11 protein-coding genes are annotated in these 16,626 nt (G+C 61.9%); all 11 read right to left on the bottom strand.

Annotation, left to right across the window (positions count from 1 at the left end):
* Positions 1–3: 3 nt before the first annotated feature.
* Positions 4–303, bottom strand: a complete 300-nt coding sequence (gene rplW, locus FB389_RS08605) for a 50S ribosomal protein L23 (RefSeq protein WP_142112763.1) — start codon at positions 301–303, stop codon at positions 4–6.
* Positions 300–1,004 carry a 50S ribosomal protein L4 gene (rplD, locus tag FB389_RS08600; RefSeq protein ID WP_142112761.1) on the bottom strand — a complete coding sequence of 235 codons (705 nt, stop codon included), beginning with the start codon at positions 1,002–1,004 and terminating at the stop codon, positions 300–302. Before rplD ends, rplW begins: the two co-directional genes overlap by 4 nt.
* A gap of 5 nt (positions 1,005–1,009) precedes the next feature.
* Complete coding sequence (gene rplC, locus FB389_RS08595) at positions 1,010–1,669, bottom strand: 50S ribosomal protein L3 (protein ID WP_142112760.1); 660 nt, start codon at positions 1,667–1,669, stop codon at positions 1,010–1,012.
* A 16-nt stretch (positions 1,670–1,685) separates the two neighbouring features.
* On the bottom strand, positions 1,686–1,994 hold the full coding sequence (rpsJ, locus tag FB389_RS08590) for a 30S ribosomal protein S10 (RefSeq protein WP_089396113.1): 309 nt from the start codon (positions 1,992–1,994) through the stop codon (positions 1,686–1,688).
* 599 nt (positions 1,995–2,593) lie between these two features.
* On the bottom strand, positions 2,594–6,640 hold the full coding sequence (locus FB389_RS08585) for an Ig-like domain-containing protein (protein WP_170207942.1): 4,047 nt from the start codon (positions 6,638–6,640) through the stop codon (positions 2,594–2,596).
* A 685-nt stretch (positions 6,641–7,325) separates the two neighbouring features.
* A complete protein-coding gene (tuf, locus tag FB389_RS08580; RefSeq protein ID WP_142112756.1) occupies positions 7,326–8,513 on the bottom strand; it encodes an elongation factor Tu in 1,188 nt (395 codons plus the stop codon).
* A 123-nt stretch (positions 8,514–8,636) separates the two neighbouring features.
* Positions 8,637–10,739, bottom strand: a complete 2,103-nt coding sequence (fusA, locus tag FB389_RS08575; protein ID WP_142112754.1) for an elongation factor G — start codon at positions 10,737–10,739, stop codon at positions 8,637–8,639.
* An 85-nt stretch (positions 10,740–10,824) separates the two neighbouring features.
* Positions 10,825–11,295, bottom strand: a complete 471-nt coding sequence (gene rpsG, locus FB389_RS08570; RefSeq protein WP_142112752.1) for a 30S ribosomal protein S7 — start codon at positions 11,293–11,295, stop codon at positions 10,825–10,827.
* Positions 11,295–11,669, bottom strand: coding sequence for a 30S ribosomal protein S12 (gene rpsL / locus FB389_RS08565; protein ID WP_142112749.1), 375 nt, complete (start codon positions 11,667–11,669; stop codon positions 11,295–11,297). The genes rpsG and rpsL overlap by 1 nt, the downstream gene beginning before the upstream one ends.
* A 419-nt stretch (positions 11,670–12,088) precedes the next feature.
* Positions 12,089–12,568, bottom strand: a complete 480-nt coding sequence (locus FB389_RS08560; RefSeq protein ID WP_170207941.1) for a recombinase family protein — start codon at positions 12,566–12,568, stop codon at positions 12,089–12,091.
* A gap of 142 nt (positions 12,569–12,710) precedes the next feature.
* The gene (locus tag FB389_RS08555; protein ID WP_142112740.1) at positions 12,711–16,577 is read right to left on the bottom strand and encodes a DNA-directed RNA polymerase subunit beta'; all 3,867 of its coding nucleotides are present in this window, start codon (positions 16,575–16,577) and stop codon (positions 12,711–12,713) included.
* Positions 16,578–16,626 lie beyond the last annotated feature (49 nt).

Genomic DNA, 16,626 nt, shown 5'->3' with positions numbered 1-16,626 from the left:
GCGCTAGTTGATGGCACCGAACACGTCGATCGAACCCTCAGCGAGGGTAACAATCGCGCGCTTGGTGTCCTTGCGCTTGCCGATACCGAACTTCGTGCGCCGGGTCTTGCCCTTACGGTTGAGGGTGTTAACCGAAGCAACCTTGACACCGAAGACTTGCTCAACCGCGATCTTGATCTCGGTCTTGTTGGAGTCCGGCGCTACAACGAAGGTGTACTTGCCTTCATCGATAAGCCCGTAGCTCTTTTCCGACACAACCGGAGCGATCAGGATGTCGCGCGGGTTCTTGTTGACCGTGCTCACTTCGCGGCCTCCTCTTCAGTTGCAACCTCCGACGAGGTAGCGACGGCGCTTGCTCCGCGACCGGTCGCCGGACCGGCGACGAAAGCGTCAAGAGCGCCCTTGGTGAACACGACGTCATCCGAAATGAGAACGTCGTACGTGTTCAGCTGGTCGGCGGGCAGCAGGTGGACAGATGCCACATTGCGCAACGACTTGATAGTCAGATCATCGCTGCGCTCGACTACCACGAGCACGTTCTTGCGGTCGGAGAACTTACCCAACACGGCCAACGCGGCACTGGTCGAGGGCTTCTCGTCGATGCCAAAGCCGCTCACCACGTGAACGCGACCCGCGCGTGCGCGGTCGGAAAGGGCCCCGCGAAGCGCGGCTGCCTTCATCTTCTTGGGTGTCCGCTGGCTGTAGTCGCGCGGCTGCGGGCCGTGGACCGTGCCACCGCCGGCGAACTGGGGAGCACGTGTCGAGCCCTGGCGGGCGCGGCCGGTTCCCTTTTGCTTGAATGGCTTCTTGCCACCACCGGAAACCTGACCACGCGTCTTCGTTGCGTGGGTGCCCTGGCGGGCCGCTGCTAGCTGCGCGACGACGACCTGGTGGATCAGCGGAATATTCGTCTGAACGTCGAAGATCTCGGCGGGCAGTTCGGCCGTTCCGGCCGCGGCGCCCTTAGCGTCAAGAATCTCTACGGAAAGTACTGTCTCAGTCATTGCAATCAGGCACCCTTCACGGCGTTGCGAACCACAACGATCCCGCCCTTGGGGCCGGGGACGGCACCCTTGACGAGCAGCAGGCCCTTTTCAGCGTCAACTGCGTGGATGGTCAGGTTCTGGGTGGTCTGGGTTTCGTGGCCCATGCGGCCAGCCATGCGAAGTCCCTTGAACACGCGCGAAGGTGTTGCGCAGGCACCGATGGATCCGGGCTTGCGGTGGTTGCGGTGAGCGCCGTGGGAGGCGCTGACGCCAGCAAACCCGTGCCGCTTCATGACACCGGCAAAGCCCTTACCCTTGGTCGTGCCCTGCACGTCCACCAGCACGCCCGCTTCGAATGTGTCGGCGGCAAGTTCCTGGCCGAGGCTGAAATCGCCGGCGTTGGGGGTGCGGATCTCGGCGACGTGGCGACGGGGTGTCACACCGGCCTTCTCGAAGTGGCCCTTGAGCGGCTTCGTTACCTTGCGCGGATCGATCTGGCCGGTGGCAAGCTGCACAGCAGCGTAGCCATCGGTTTCGACCGTACGAACCTGGGTGACCACGTTCGGGCTGACGGCAACTACGGTGACCGGCACGAGCTTGCCAGCTTCGTTCCAAACCTGCGTCATGCCGAGCTTGGTGCCGAGCACCGCGGTGACGGGACGTTCGTTCTGTTGGATAGTCATGTCTCTTGTCACCGCCTCAGAGCTTAATTTCGATGTTCACGTCCGCAGGCAGATCGAGACGCATGAGCGAATCGACGGCCTTGGGCGTGGGATCGATGATGTCGATCAGCCGCTTGTGTGTGCGCATCTCGAAGTGCTCACGGCTGTCCTTGTATTTGTGCGGCGACCGGATCACCACGAATACGTTTTTCTCGGTCGGCAACGGCACCGGGCCCACGACTGTCGCACCAGCGGAGGTGACGGTGTCAACGATCTTGCGCGCTGAACTGTCAATTACCTCGTGGTCGTAGGACTTGAGCCGGATGCGGATCTTCTGTCCCGCCATGGCGTCGTCTGACTCACTTTCTTGAACTGCTAGCTGTCCGACCCCCGCACTCGGGCGTGTCGCATAATTGCAACCAACCCGGCCGCTGTTCCGGGTGGAACGTGGGGGCCTGTGATAGAAACCGCAGTTGCTATCGGCCATGCCGACGTCCCCGCGACTTCAACGTCCGTACGCCCTGCCCAAGATACTGTCGGCGGAGTTCACGCGCCTATTTGGCGACCGAACAACCGAAACACCCGCGCCCGGGCCATGCCCCGCCGGCGCTTAGCATCTATCCGCTGTTCGATTCGTCAAACCCCATGAAGGAGCAAGCCCTTGAGCGGGCAACCTGATTAGTCTGCCACATGTTATACATTCCGCGCAACCTGCATTGCGGGACGAGGCCCGCGCCCCTCCCCGCAACCATTCGCATGGGAGCAGCGCTGGCCGCCGAGCGGGCGCGTGTCCGCCGCCGAGCGGGCCGCACCTCCGCAGCGCATTCGCGCGCAACGACTCCACGCAGACAACGCAAGGGTGGTACGCGACCCGTCGAGGCCGCGCACCACCCTTGGGTGCCCCGCACGCTAGTTCACAACACGCGCGAGATCGATTTCAGTCAGTCACGCCGTACGGCGGCGATTGACGACAACCAGCCCGGCTCCGACCAGCAGGAGGGACAGTGCTATCACCACGGGCACGGTGATTTCCGCACCGGTCTGCGGGAGGTTGCCACTTGAGTTCCCGGAGTCATCCCCCGAGCTTCCGCTTCCCGAATCGTCGGTGCTGGTGTTATCGGACTTGTTGGTGTCGGCCGATTTCTTCACCGTAACGCTGAGCGTCGAAGTATCGGTCAACCCGTTCCCATCGACCACCTGGTAGTCAATGGTTGCGGTGCCCGTGAATCCGTCCTGCGGCGTGAACGTCACCTTTCCGGTCGACTTATCGACGGTCCACACGCCCTCTCCGGGCACCGTGACCGTGGTTGACGTCGTCGGCTTGCCCGTCTTGGGATCCACCAGCTTGACTTCAAGGTCCGTGCTAGTGCCCGGCGTCGTCAAGTCCCCAATCGGATCGAAAGTCACGGATTCGCCTGGGTTTGTCGTCTTGCCGTGGTCCTTATCGACCGGCGGCTGGTTCACCAACACCGTCAGCTTGCCCGAATCGGTCAATCCGTTCCCGTCAGTGACCGTGTATGTGATGGGAGTTGGATTCGAGGTGAATCCCGCCTCCGGGGTGAAGGTCGCCTTCCCCGTCGACGGATCGATCGTCCACACGCCCTGGCCCGGTACGGTCTTCTTCGTCGGGTCCCCCGCGTCGGAACCGTCGATCGATGCCACGAGGTTGGCGTCCGATCCGGGAGTGATCACCGGCGCCAGCTTTGCCGTCTCCCCGGGGTTAACGGTCACGACCTTGTCGCCCGCTACGGGCGGCTGGTTGTATTTGACCGTCAGAGTCGCCGTGTCCGACAGAGTATTGCCATCGGTGACCCGGTAGTCGATCGGCGTCGGGTTCCCGGTGTAACCCGGCTCGGGCGTGAAGGTGATCACACCGGTGGCTGGCACCAGGTTCCATGTACCCTCACCCGGCACGGTCTTCTTGTTGGAGTCGGATGCGTCAGGCGAAACGAATGATATCGTCTTCGCCGAATCCGATCCGGACTTGGTCAGGTCGTCAACGGGATCGAACGATACAGCCAACCCCGGGTTCGAGGTCTTGGTTTCGTCCGAGGCCTTGGGCCCGATCAGGATGTTGAGATTGCCGTCGGCCGTCTTGCCGTTGCCGTCCGTCACGCGATAGTCGGCGGCAGGGACCGGCCCGCGGTAACTCGGGTCGGACTTATAGGTCGTCTCACCTGTGGTCGGGTCTATGGTCCATAGGCCACCGTGGGTGTCGGCGTACGACGTCACCGCGTTGCCCGTGCCGGGTTCGAGCAAGGTGTACGTGAGCGCAGCCGACGATCCGCCCGATGTACCGAGGTCGGCGGGAGCGAAGGTGGCCGTATCGCCGGGCTCTATGGTCTTGACCGAATCTCCAGTCGCGGGCGGGTAGATGACACCGAGCTTGGCTTGGTCCTTCAGCCCGTTCCCGTCAGTAACGATGTAGTCGATTGGTGTCACCGCGCCCGAATAGTTCGCCGCGGGTGCGAATGTGATCTTGCCGGTAGCGGGGTTGAGCGTCCACACGCCTTCGCCGCTGACCGTCTTCGTGTTCGGCGAACCAGCATCCGCTCCAACCAGACTTATCGTCAATGTCGTGTCCGTACCAGCCTTCGTAAGGTCGCCAATCGGATCGAATGTCACCGAATCACCGCGTGCAGCCGTCACCGTAGAATCGTTTGCCGCCGGACCGACAATTATCGACAGCGTGCCGTCAGCAGTCTTTCCGTTAGCGTCGGTGACTCGATAGGTGATCGGGTCAACGGGACCGCGATAGCCAGTAGCCGCAGCATACGTTGTTTCGCCCGTCGCCGGGTTGATGGTCCAGACACCTGCGTGTGAGTCCGTGTAGGAATTGGAGGCGATCGGGTTGCCGGTGGCGGGATCTAGCAATTGGTATCCCGTAATAGCGCCCGATCCCGGCACAGTACCAAGGTCGTTCGGCGCAAATGTCGCGGTGCCGCCAGGTTCAACAGTCTTTTGAGCATCACCAGTCTGCGGATCGTAAGCCACAGCCAACAGGCCCGTGTCCGTTTGCCCCCTGCTGTCCGTCACGGTGTAGGAAATTGGCGTCACGTTGGTGATCGAGTTACTTTCGGGATCAAACGTGATCTTGCCCGTTGCAGGATCGAGGGTCCACACACCCTGTCCCGGAACGGACTTCTTGTTCGGGTTTCCGGCGTCCGGGTCGGACAGCTTGACAGTGGGGTTGCCATCGGAACCGGTGGTGACTAGGTCGCCAGCGGGATCGAAAGTGACATCGGAACCGCGCGTGGCCGACTTAGTTTGGTCGGCGCCGACCGGAGGCTCCCAAATCGATAGCTTTCCATCGGTGGTGAAGCCATTCGAGTCAGTCAATCGGTAACCGATCGGGTCAACAGGACCTCGGTAGTTCGCTGCAGCCTTGTAGGAGGTGCTCCCGGTTGTGGGGTCGATCGTCCAGACGCCGCCGTGCGAGTCAGTGTATGTGTCGGTCGAGATCGGATTGCCGGTGGCAGGGTCGAGCAACTTGTAGCTGGCGACCGTACCAGATCCCAGAATCGTGTCGAGCGACGAAGGCGGGAACGTAGCAGTGGCGCCCGGTGCTACCACCTTCTCTTCGTCCCCGGTCGTTGGCTTGTAGGTTACGTGCAGGTTCCCAGCGGCCACGGTCCCGTTCGAATCAGTTGCTCGGAATTTGACCTGGGGGGAATGTCCTGACTGCGCGACACCGGGTGTAGGCGTATAGGTCACCGCACCCGTGTCCGTGTTAATCTGCCACGTTCCGTATGACGTCGAAAACGACGAACCAAAGGTTCCCGGGTGGGCAGGGTCCTCTATGGAGTAGGCGCCAGTAGCCGGAATTGGGAAAGCGCCCGGGGTCACTAGGGATGCCGCGTTGAAGGAGGCGGGCTGCCACTGTGAGAGCGTCACAGAGTCATCGGTTGCGGTCGGGTCACCCGTGACGGTGAGCCCGCTGATCAGGTGCGAACCGGTTGATCCGCCCGTCGAAGACGCGAAGCCAAATTTGAACGACGATGGCAAAGGTGCAGGGTTACCAGCGCGGTCCTTGATCTGCACATCCGTGAGAACCGGCACGAAGTTGTTTCCCGTCCCCGAGTAGTCGATCGACACGCTCACCGTCGGAGCAGCACCCGTCGCCCCCGGCTTCACGATAATCTGGACCCTTCGCGCCGCCGATTCAACTTCAGTTGTGGACGGGATCACATTGTTGATCCCCTCCTTATAGATCGAGTCGCTGCCCCACGAACTCGTTGTAGATCCATTAACACCGGCGCTGTCTAGCTTCTTGCTGGCCAGAAGGCAGTATCCGGTAGTTACCGTTCCACCCCACGGACCGCGAACTGATATCGCATTGGTTGCTTGCAGGTTCGGATCGCTCGGATTCCATTCATAGTTGTTGCCGTACATGTTGTTGGTTTCGCCGGGGACTACACCGCAGTCAGATCCGCCAACATGCCCGCTATTTGCATAGTTTCCGAAAGCGTCCAGACCGATACCTAGGTACCCGTCCTCAATCCCCCAGTTCTGTGAGTTCGTGTAGTCCGACGTGCGCGGCGCATAGCCCAACGCGCCACCGTATGCGCCAACATCCGTCAGATCGCTCTGGCCGTCTACGAGGAAGAAGCTAATTCCATCCGCCGAACGCCGGCCTCCGTCTTCACGCCCGTACTGATACTGAGTGAACTCAACCCGCAAACCATGTTCCGCACCAATACCGGTGTTGTAAATGGCACCACCGCGATCGTCGTGACGGTTTGCCGTGAGTTGCAGAAATCCTGAGTTTCCGTCCGAGACGGCCGGGGTACCGTACCCGTTCGATGTCGATACCTGTGAAGGCGTCTGGTCCCGCTTGCAATATGCCGCGCTCCCAGACGGCGCATCGGTCAAGCACGCAGAATTCAGTAGCTTCCATCCTGACGCCGAAACACCTCGGAACCCTTCACTGACGGTATCGGCGGCGGCAAACGGCGCTGAGACGACGCCCGCAACGAACACGGTCGCAGCCATTGCGCTCGACGCGAGTAGGGCGGTGGATCGATTCAGGGCACGACCACGAGGTACCCCATTTGGGGATTTTTTTGACATTGAGACGCCTTCCAATGGGAATCCTAGTTTGGCGACAGGCCGACTATACGTCCGGCTATAACGTAGAACATGTTTGCAAACCACAGAAGCGATGTCAATAGTCGCCCGTAGAGCGTGCGATGCTAAGGCCTAGAGTCCGCTGGCCTCGTCCGGTACCTCAACTTGCGACGGATCGCCAGACCACACAAGACTCGCCCACGACTAGCGACTGATGAGACAGGGAATTGGAACGTTCACCGGCCTTTCGCGGTCGGCATCGTGCGGGCTTCGGGCAACCGAACCCCGCCCCACGCCCACGCCGAGGCGGAAACGCGACCCGACGAACTGCACTCCGAGTGTGTTGTTACTCACATCGTGCTGTGCGCGCAAGCCGGACTCACCGCCATCGACCGCATGCCCCACCGGTGGACTGCTACGCGGCAGTGATCGACGTATTGTCATAAAACCAGGAAATGGCCGCCTCACCCCACTACATCTGCGGCACTATCGTTCCACGATCAAGCGCATAATCGCGGGCATGATGACAACAAAAAAGCGGGGGTCGAGCATCAATAGATGCTCGACCCCCGCCTCGCAAGCGCGCCTAAGCGCGAATGCTAGACAAGGATCACTTGATGATCTTGGTTACACGACCCGAACCAACCGTGCGGCCGCCCTCGCGGATGGCGAAGCCGAGGCCCTCTTCCATCGCAATTTCTTGGATGAGGTGAACGGTCATCTCGGTGTTGTCGCCAGGCATAACCATTTCCTTACCCTCGGGCAGGGTGATGACACCGGTAACGTCCGTGGTGCGGAAGTAGAACTGCGGGCGGTAGTTCGAGAAGAACGGGTTGTGGCGCCCGCCCTCGTCCTTGTTCAGGATGTAAACCTGAGCCTCGAAGTCGGTGTGCGGGGTGATCGAACCGGGCTTGACGACAACCTGGCCACGCTCGACCTCGTCGCGCTTGATACCGCGCAGCAGCAGACCCGTGTTGTCACCGGCCTGTGCCTGGTCCATCGACTTGTGGAACGTCTCGATACCGGTGACGGTCGTCTTCTGGATCGGACGCAGACCGACGATCTCGACCTCGGAGTTGACGTCCAGGACACCGCGGTCGACCTTACCGGTGACGACGGTTCCACGACCGGTGATCGTGAAGACGTCCTCGATCGGCATCAGGAAGGGCTTGTCGAGCTCGCGGACGGGGTCGGGAACGTTCTCGTCCACCGCGTCAAGGAGCTTCTCAACGGAGGCAACCCACTCAGGGTCGCCCTCGAGTGCCTTCAGACCCGAGACGGGGATGACGGGGGCGTCACGGTCGAAGCCCTGCGACTCAAGCAGGTCGCGGACCTCTTCCTCGACGAGCTCGAGCATGTCGGGGTCGTCCACCATGTCGGCCTTGTTCAGCGCGACGAGCAGATAGGGAACGCCAACCTGGCGAGCAAGAAGGACGTGCTCCTTGGTCTGAGCCATGACCGAGTCGGTACCGGCGACAACGAGGATAGCCCCGTCCATCTGGGCCGCACCGGTGATCATGTTCTTGATGTAGTCAGCGTGACCGGGGGCGTCAACGTGCGCGTAGTGACGCTTGTCGGTCTCGTATTCGATGTGCGCGATGTTGATCGTGATACCGCGCTGCTTCTCTTCGGGAGCCTTGTCGATGTCGTCGAACTTGAACTCGGGGTTCAGGTCCGGGTACTTGTCGTGAAGTACCTTCGAAATCGCTGCCGTCAGCGTGGTCTTACCGTGGTCAACGTGACCGATGGTACCGATGTTGACGTGCGGCTTGGTCCGCTCGAACTTGGCCTTAGCCACTGGGGTCCTCCTGGGGACGAAAGGTAGTTGTGCCGAACGATGCAGAATCTTACCTTGTTTTGATTCTGCGGGGGCGTTACTACAGGTTGATTTTCTTGTGTTGAGGTTCTCGACCTGTGGGACTTACTCGCCCCGGGTCTTCTTGATGATTTCGTCGGCAACGTTCCGAGGCACCTCGGCGTAGCTGTCGAACTGCATCGAGTAAACTGCACGACCCTGGGTCTTCGACCGCAGATCGCCAATGTACCCGAACATCTCTGACAACGGTACCTGAGCCCGGACGACCTTGACACCCGTAGCATCTTCCATCGACTGGATCATGCCACGGCGGGAGTTAAGGTCACCGATGACGTCACCCATGTACTCCTCAGGTGTACGCACCTCTACCGCCATCACCGGTTCCAGAAGAACCGGGTCTGCCCGCTTGACGCCCTCCTTGAGGACCATCGAGCCGGCAATCTTGAACGCCATCTCTGACGAGTCAACGTCGTGGTAGGCGCCGTCAAGCAGCGTCGCCTTGACGCCCACCAACGGGAAGCCTGCCAGCACACCCTGCTCCATGGCCGACTGGATTCCAGCGTCCACGCTCGGGATGTATTCGCGGGGGATGCGTCCACCCGTGACGGCGTTGACAAACTCGTAAAGCTCGCCATCGGTGGTCTCAAGCGGCTCGAAAGTCACCTGCACCTTAGCGAACTGACCGGAACCACCGGTCTGCTTCTTGTGCGTGTAGTCGATCTTCTCGGCCTTGCGGCGGATCGTCTCACGGTACGCCACCTGCGGCTTACCGACGTTCGCCTCGACCTTGAACTCACGCCGCATGCGGTCGACCAAGATGTCCAGGTGAAGCTCGCCCATTCCGCCGATAACGGTCTGGCCGGTCTCCTCATCCAGCTTCACGCGGAAGGTCGGGTCCTCCTCGGCGAGCTTCTGGATCGCGGTCGACAGCTTCTCCTGGTCGGCCTTTGTCTTGGGCTCGATCGCCACGTCGATGACGGGCTCGGGGAACGTCATGGATTCGAGGATGACCGGGTTCTGCAAGTCGCAAAGCGTGTCGCCCGTCGTAACGTCCTTGAGGCCAATGAAGGCGTAGATGTGACCGGCGGATGCCTCCGGAACAGGGTTCTCCTTGTTCGAGTGCATCTGGAACAGCTTACCGATGCGTTCCTTCTTACCCTTTGTGGAGTTGAGCACCTGCGCGCCCTGCTCGACCTTGCCCGAGTACACGCGAACGTAGGTCAACTTGCCGAAGAACGGGTGAGTCGCGACCTTGAATGCGAGGGCCGAGAACGGCTCCGTGGCGTCCGGGTGGCGCTCAATGACCTTGCTTTCGTCGCGCGGGTCGTGTCCCTCGATGGCGGGAACGTCGAGCGGGGAAGGAAGGTAGGCGATCACGGCGTCGAGCATGGGCTGAACGCCCTTGTTCTTGAACGCCGAGCCACACAGAACGGGGAACGCATCGCCCGCGATGGTGAGCTTGCGGATGCCCGAGTTGATCTCGTCGATGGTCAGCTCTTCGCCGCCAAGGTACTTCTCAAGCAGTTCCTCATCGGCCTCCGCAACCGCCTCGATCAGCTCAGCGCGATACTGCTCGGCCTTTTCCGCCAGATCGGCGGGGATTTCCTCGACCTCGTAGTGCTCGCCGAGCTTCGTCTCGCCCCGCCAGACCAGAGCCTTTTGCTGGATAAGGTCGACGACACCTTCGAAGTCGTTCTCAGCACCGATCGGGATCTGAATCACGAGCGGCTTCGCCTTGAGCCGGTTGATGATGGTGTCGACCGTGAAGTAGAAGTCGGCGCCGAGCTTGTCCATCTTGTTGACGAAGCAGATGCGCGGGACGTTGTACTTGTCTGCCTGACGCCAGACGGTCTCCGACTGCGGCTCGACACCCTCTTTACCATCGAATACCGCCACCGCACCGTCGAGCACCCGCAGTGAGCGCTCAACCTCGACCGTGAAGTCGACGTGCCCGGGAGTGTCGATGATGTTGATCTGGTTGTTCTTCCAGTAGCACGTTGTCGCGGCGGACGTGATCGTGATGCCGCGCTCCTGCTCCTGTTCCATCCAGTCCATGGTCGATGCGCCGTCGTGCGTCTCACCGATCTTGTAGTTGACACCCGTGTAGTACAGGATGCGCTCAGTCGTCGTAGTCTTGCCGGCATCGATGTGGGCCATGATGCCGATGTTGCGGACCTTATGCAGGTCGGTTAGCACTTCAAGTGCCACTTAGGTTACCTCGTTCAGTCGCTGGAGGATCGGGGGTACTAGGAGCGGGTGGCCGGCCCCGGGGCGCGCCCGGGGCCGGACGTAATCACCAGCGGTAGTGTGCGAACGCGCGGTTCGACTCGGCCATCTTGTGCATGTCCTCACGGCGCTTGACCGCGGCACCAAGGCCGTTCGATGCGTCCAGAATCTCGTTCTGCAGGCGCTCGGTCATCGTCTTTTCACGACGAGCGCGCGAGAAGTCGGTCAGCCAGCGCAACGCCAACGTGGTAGCACGCGCGGGACGGACCTCGACGGGAACCTGGTAGGTGGCACCACCGACGCGACGCGAGCGAACCTCGAGCGCCGGACGAATGTTGTCCAGAGCGCGCTTGAGCACAACCACGGGGTCCTGCTGCGTCTTCTCGCGCACGCCTTCCAACGCGCCGTAGACAATCGATTCCGCCGTGGTCTTTTTGCCATCAAGGAGAACCTTGTTGATGAGCTGGGTGACAACGGGCGACCCGTACACCGGGTCAATGATGATAGGCCGCTTCGGGGCCGGTCCCTTACGAGGCATCAGCTCTTCTCCTTCTTCGCGCCATAACGGCTGCGAGCCTGCTTGCGACCCTTGACACCCTGGGTGTCGAGCGCGCCGCGCACGATCTTGTAACGAACACCTGGCAAGTCCTTAACACGACCGCCGCGGACGAGCACGATCGAGTGCTCCTGCAGGTTGTGTCCGACACCTGGAATGTACGCCGTGACCTCGATACCCGAGGACAGCTTCACACGAGCGACCTTACGCAGAGCCGAGTTCGGCTTCTTCGGTGTAGTCGTGTAGACGCGGGTGCATACACCGCGACGCTGCGGGGAACCCTTGAGGGCGGGAGTCTTTGACTTCCCGACCTTCGAGGTACGTCCCTTACGGACGAGTTGCTGAATAGTGGGCACTACTTCTCCGTCTGTTCGAGCCCGTCATAGTGACCGGCTTTCATGGGTTATCACTGCTTGTAGATCCGCACGCGGATCGAACTCACTGTCCGAACTGGGCGCACCAGCGCGCCACAGCCCGACAAGCTGCTTCACGCCACGTACCACCGGCTCGATGGCCGGGCACGCGCCGCCGTGCAGCGCCGAGCCCGGAATGTGTCTGATCCGACCCGCAACCAAGGCTCGACGCACCATGAGCGCAGGCGCGACGCGAGCCACGCAATACCTTTGTTGTTCCGATGCTCCGGCTCCCCCCGCGGCCTGGCCGCGGCAAATCCGGTCGAAATACGGGGCCTGTCCAACAGGCACAGTCACCCAGTCTAGCATCCGGACACAACAATGCCAATAGAGCGCTGGTGTTGTTCTGTCAAGTTCCGCAATCAGTCCTGAGACTTGACCCGGAGGTAGGCGGCCTCGTCCACAAATCTTGCCTTTGGCGGCGTCGCGCCGTGCACGCCCCCATAGGCGCGCAACGCGGCCCGCGTCCGCGCGTCCCGACCGGCCTGGACAGCCCGCGCGAGGGTCACCATCGCATCGCCGAATGCCGAGTCGTTGCCCGTATCGATGCCGTCGTTGAGTGAACGGAACCGCACGCCACGATCCACCAGCGCGGCCAGGCGCTCGACGACGTCATCGATCCGGGTCCCAAACGCCCCAAGATCGGTGACGAGTACCGTGTCCCCCGCACCCAGGTCCTCGAGCACGCTCGCAATTCCGTAGTGCCAGTCCTCTTGCGTGCGCGCGGAGAGCGACCGAATGTCTGCCCCTACGCCGCCGGCTTCCGCCAGGTCGGCCCGCTGCTGCGCGACCGCCGGCAGCCCCTCGGTATCGGTTACCAAACCGACGATCAATCCCGCCACTAGCATGCCTCCACATCTGCGTTTAGCCCGTACCTGCACCACTCACAATAGCCCGTCCGCTTGCCGCGGCGGTGCCCACAACGCGCGCGGGGCGGGTCGATCCGTCAAGACCGACCCGCCCCACACCTGCGTCTACCGCAACCTAGCTGAAGTCACCGAAATCGATGTCGTCAAGCGGGATCGACTCGCCGGTGCCACCGAACCCGAAGTCCACCGCCCCGACCTCGTCATACCCGAAGCTCGGGTACAACTCGTCGCGCGCCGATTCAGTCGGTTCGACCGTGACCTGGTGGTACCGCGGCAACCCGGTTCCCGCTGGGATGAGCTTACCGAGGATGACGTTCTCTTTCAGGCCCAGCAGCGGGTCGCGGCGACCGCTCATCGCGGCCTCCGTCAGAACTCGCGTCGTCTCCTGGAAGGACGCGGCCGACAGCCACGAATCCGTCGCAAGCGATGCCTTGGTGATCCCCATCAATTCGGGTCGACCCGAGGCGGGGCGTCCGCCCTCGGCGATCGCCTGGCGGTTGGCGTCCTCGAACCGTCCACGCTCCGCGAGCTCGCCCGGGAGCAGGTTCGTGTCGCCGGAGTCCAGCACGGTGATGCGGCGAAGCATCTGACGCACGATGACCTCGATGTGCTTGTCGTGGATGTCAACGCCCTGGGAACCGTAGACTTCCTGCACCTCGTCGACCAAGTGCTTCTGGGTTGCACGCGGACCAAGTATTCGCAGCACCTTCTTGGGGTCGCGCGCACCCTTGACAAGCTGGGTGCCGACCTCAACGTGATCCCCATCGTGCACGAACAGCGTCGCCCGCCTGGAGACCTGGTAGGTGATCTGTTCGGAGCCGTCATCGGGGGTAAGGATGAGTCGTCGCGAACGCTCCTCGTCCTCGATCTCGATCCGCCCCGAATACTCGGCGATCGGCGCCTCTCCCTTGGGTGTGCGCGCTTCGAACAGCTCCGTCACGCGGGGAAGACCCTGCGTGATGTCGTCGGCCGCCGCGACACCACCGGTGTGGAAGGTACGCATTGTCAGCTGAGTACCGGGCTCACCGATTGACTGCGCCGCGATGATCCCGACTGCCTCGCCGATGTCGACGAGCTTGCCGGTCGCAAGCGAGCGCCCGTAGCACTTGGCGCAGGTACCCACGCGCGATTCGCACGTCAGCACCGAACGCACCTTGAGCGTGGCAACCCCGGCGGCGATGAGCTTGTCGATCAAAACGTCGCCGACGTCCTCGCCAGAGCGTCCAATAACCTCACCATCGATTTCGACGTCGCCGGCTAGTGTGCGCGAGTAGATCGAGGTCTCGACCTTCTCATCGCGCACAAATCCGCCCGCACCGTCCGAAACCGCAACCGGAAGCGACAACCCGCGCTCGGTGCCGCAGTCCTCCTCGCGAATGATCACGTCCTGGGACACGTCCACCAGGCGCCGGGTCAGGTACCCGGAGTCGGCGGTCCGCAAGGCGGTGTCTGCAAGACCCTTTCGGGCCCCGTGCGTCGCGATGAAGTATTCAAGGACCGACAGGCCCTCGCGATAGTTGGACTTGATCGGGCGGGGAATGATGTCGCCCTTCGGGTTCGCCACAAGACCGCGCATACCCGCGATCTGGCGCACCTGCATCCAGTTACCACGCGCTCCCGATCCCACCATGCGGAACACGGTGTTGTACTTCGGGAAGTTCTTCTGCATGGCTTCGGCTACTTCGTCGGTGGCCTGGGTCCAGATGTCGATCAGTTCCTGGCGTCGCTCGTCGTCCGTGATAAGACCGGTGTCGTATTGCTCCTGAACCGTGAGAGCCTTCGCCTCGGCTCCGTCGAGGATCTTCGCCTTTTCTGCCGGTGTTGCCACGTCGGAAATAGCGATGGTGACCCCAGAACGCGTCGACCACTTGAAACCGGCGTCCTTCAACGCGTCCAGGGACGCTGCGACGGCAACCTTCGGATAGCGCTCCGCCAGATCGTTCACGATGATCGACAGCTTCTTCTTGTCGACCACGTCATTGACGAACGGGTAATCGACCGGAAGCAGCTCGTTGAACAGTGCGCGTCCGAGCGTCGTTTCGTAGGCCTGACCGGGCTCCCACCCCTCCGGAAGCGGGTTGGCTGGCACAAAGTCCTCTTCGAAGCGCACCTTGATCGGCGCGTTGAGGTGCAAGGTTCCCTGGTCGAACGCGAGAATCGCCTCGGCCACCGATGAGAACGCGCGCCCGGCCCCGGCGGCTTCCTCCCGGAGCGTAGACAGGTGGAACAGGCCGATGATCATGTCCTGGGTCGGCATGGTCACCGGACGCCCGTCGGAGGGCTTGAGGATGTTGTTGCTCGAAAGCATCAAGATCCGGGCCTCCGCCTGGGCCTCGGCGCTCAGCGGCAGGTGTACGGCCATCTGGTCGCCATCGAAGTCGGCGTTGAACGCGCCACACACGAGCGGGTGCAGGTGGATAGCCTTACCCTCGACCAGCTGCGGTTCGAACGCCTGGATTCCCAGGCGGTGCAGGGTGGGGGCACGGTTGAGCAGCACGGGGTGCTCCGTGATGACCTCTTCGAGGACGTCCCAAACCTCGGGGCGAGCGCGGTCGACCATGCGCTTGGCACCCTTGATGTTCTGTGCGTGGTTGAGGTCAACAAGGCGCTTCATGACGAAGGGCTTGAACAGCTCCAAAGCCATCTGCTTGGGCAGACCACACTGGTGCAGCTTCAGCTTCGGGCCGACAACGATCACCGAACGACCGGAGTAGTCGACGCGCTTGCCGAGCAGGTTCTGGCGGAACCGCCCCTGCTTACCCTTGAGCATGTCCGAAATCGACTTCAAAGGACGGTTTCCGGGGCCCGTGACTGGGCGACCGCGGCGTCCGTTGTCGAACAACGAGTCCACCGCTTCCTGGAGCATCCGCTTCTCGTTATTCACGATGATTTCGGGAGCGCCCAGGTCCAGCAGACGCTTGAGGCGGTTGTTTCGGTTGATCACTCGCCGATAGAGATCATTGAGGTCGGAGGTCGCGAAGCGCCCACCGTCCAGCTGCACCATCGGGCGCAGGTCCGGCGGAATTACCGGCACCGCATCCAACACCATCGAGGTAGGTGAGTTGTCGGTGGACAGGAACGCATTGACGACCTTCAGCCGCTTCAGGGCGCGGGTCTTGCGTTGTCCCTTGCCGGTCGCGATCGTTTCCCGCAGAGCCTCCGCTTCGGCCTGCAGATCCATCGACTGCAAGCGCTTCTGAATGGCGGCGGCGCCCATGGAGCCTTCAAAATAGTCCCCGTAGCGGTCCCGCAGCGAGCGGTACAGCGCCTCGTCGCCCTCCAGATCCGCAACCTTCAGGCCCTTGAAGCGGTCCCACACCTTTTCTACGCGTTCGATTTCGAGCTTTGCGCGGCGGCGGATCTGCTCCATCTCGCGGTGCGCCGAGTTCTCGAGCTTGTTGCGGGCATCGGCCTTTGCGCCCTCTGCCTCGAGGGCGGCCATGTCCTGCTCGAGTTTGACGGCGCGCGCCTCGATGTCGGCATCGCGGCGCTGTTCCAGCTCCTTGATCTCCAGGTCAACGCCGTTTTGCAGGTCGGGCAGGTCCTCCGCCCGCGCCTCCTCATCGACGTCGGTGATCATGTAGGCGGCGAAGTAAATGACCTTCTCGAGGTCCTTCGGTGCCAGATCCAGAAGGTAACCGAGGCGCGAAGGCACGCCCTTGAAGAACCAGATGTGAGTGACGGGAGCCGCCAACTCGATGTGGCCCATACGCTCGCGGCGAACCTTGGAACGCGTGACCTTAACGCCACACCGCTCGCAGGTGATGCCCTTGAAGCGCACGCGCTTGTACTTTCCGCAGTAGCATTCCCAGTCGCGGGTCGGCCCGAAAATGCGTTCGCAGAACAGGCCGTCCTTCTCGGGCTTCAGTGTGCGGTAGTTGATGGTCTCGGGCTTCTTGACCTCGCCGTGCGACCACGCACGGATGTCATCGGCGTTGGCCAGGCCGATACGCAGCTCGTCGAAGATGTTGACGTCGAGCAAGGTGTCCTACTTCCTTTTGGCCGCCAGCCGGGGCTGGCTAAGGTGGAAA

The organism is Rarobacter incanus (assembly GCF_006715765.1).
Taxonomy (GTDB): Bacteria; Actinomycetota; Actinomycetes; order Actinomycetales; family Cellulomonadaceae; genus Rarobacter; species Rarobacter incanus.
This window is presented reverse-complemented; position numbering and strand designations above follow the sequence as displayed.

Bases quoted from the DNA above. Each gene is read 5' to 3' on its own strand.
- rplD (WP_142112761.1), bottom strand. From the start codon at position 1,004: ATGACTGAGACAGTACTTTCCGTAGAGATTCTTGACGCTAAGGGCGCC.
- rplC (WP_142112760.1), bottom strand. From the start codon at position 1,669: ATGACTATCCAACAGAACGAACGTCCCGTCACCGCGGTGCTCGGCACC.
- rpsJ (WP_089396113.1), bottom strand. From the start codon at position 1,994: ATGGCGGGACAGAAGATCCGCATCCGGCTCAAGTCCTACGACCACGAG.
- FB389_RS08585 (WP_170207942.1), bottom strand. From the start codon at position 6,640: ATGGCTGCGACCGTGTTCGTTGCGGGCGTCGTCTCAGCGCCGTTTGCC.
- rpsG (WP_142112752.1), bottom strand. From the start codon at position 11,295: ATGCCTCGTAAGGGACCGGCCCCGAAGCGGCCTATCATCATTGACCCG.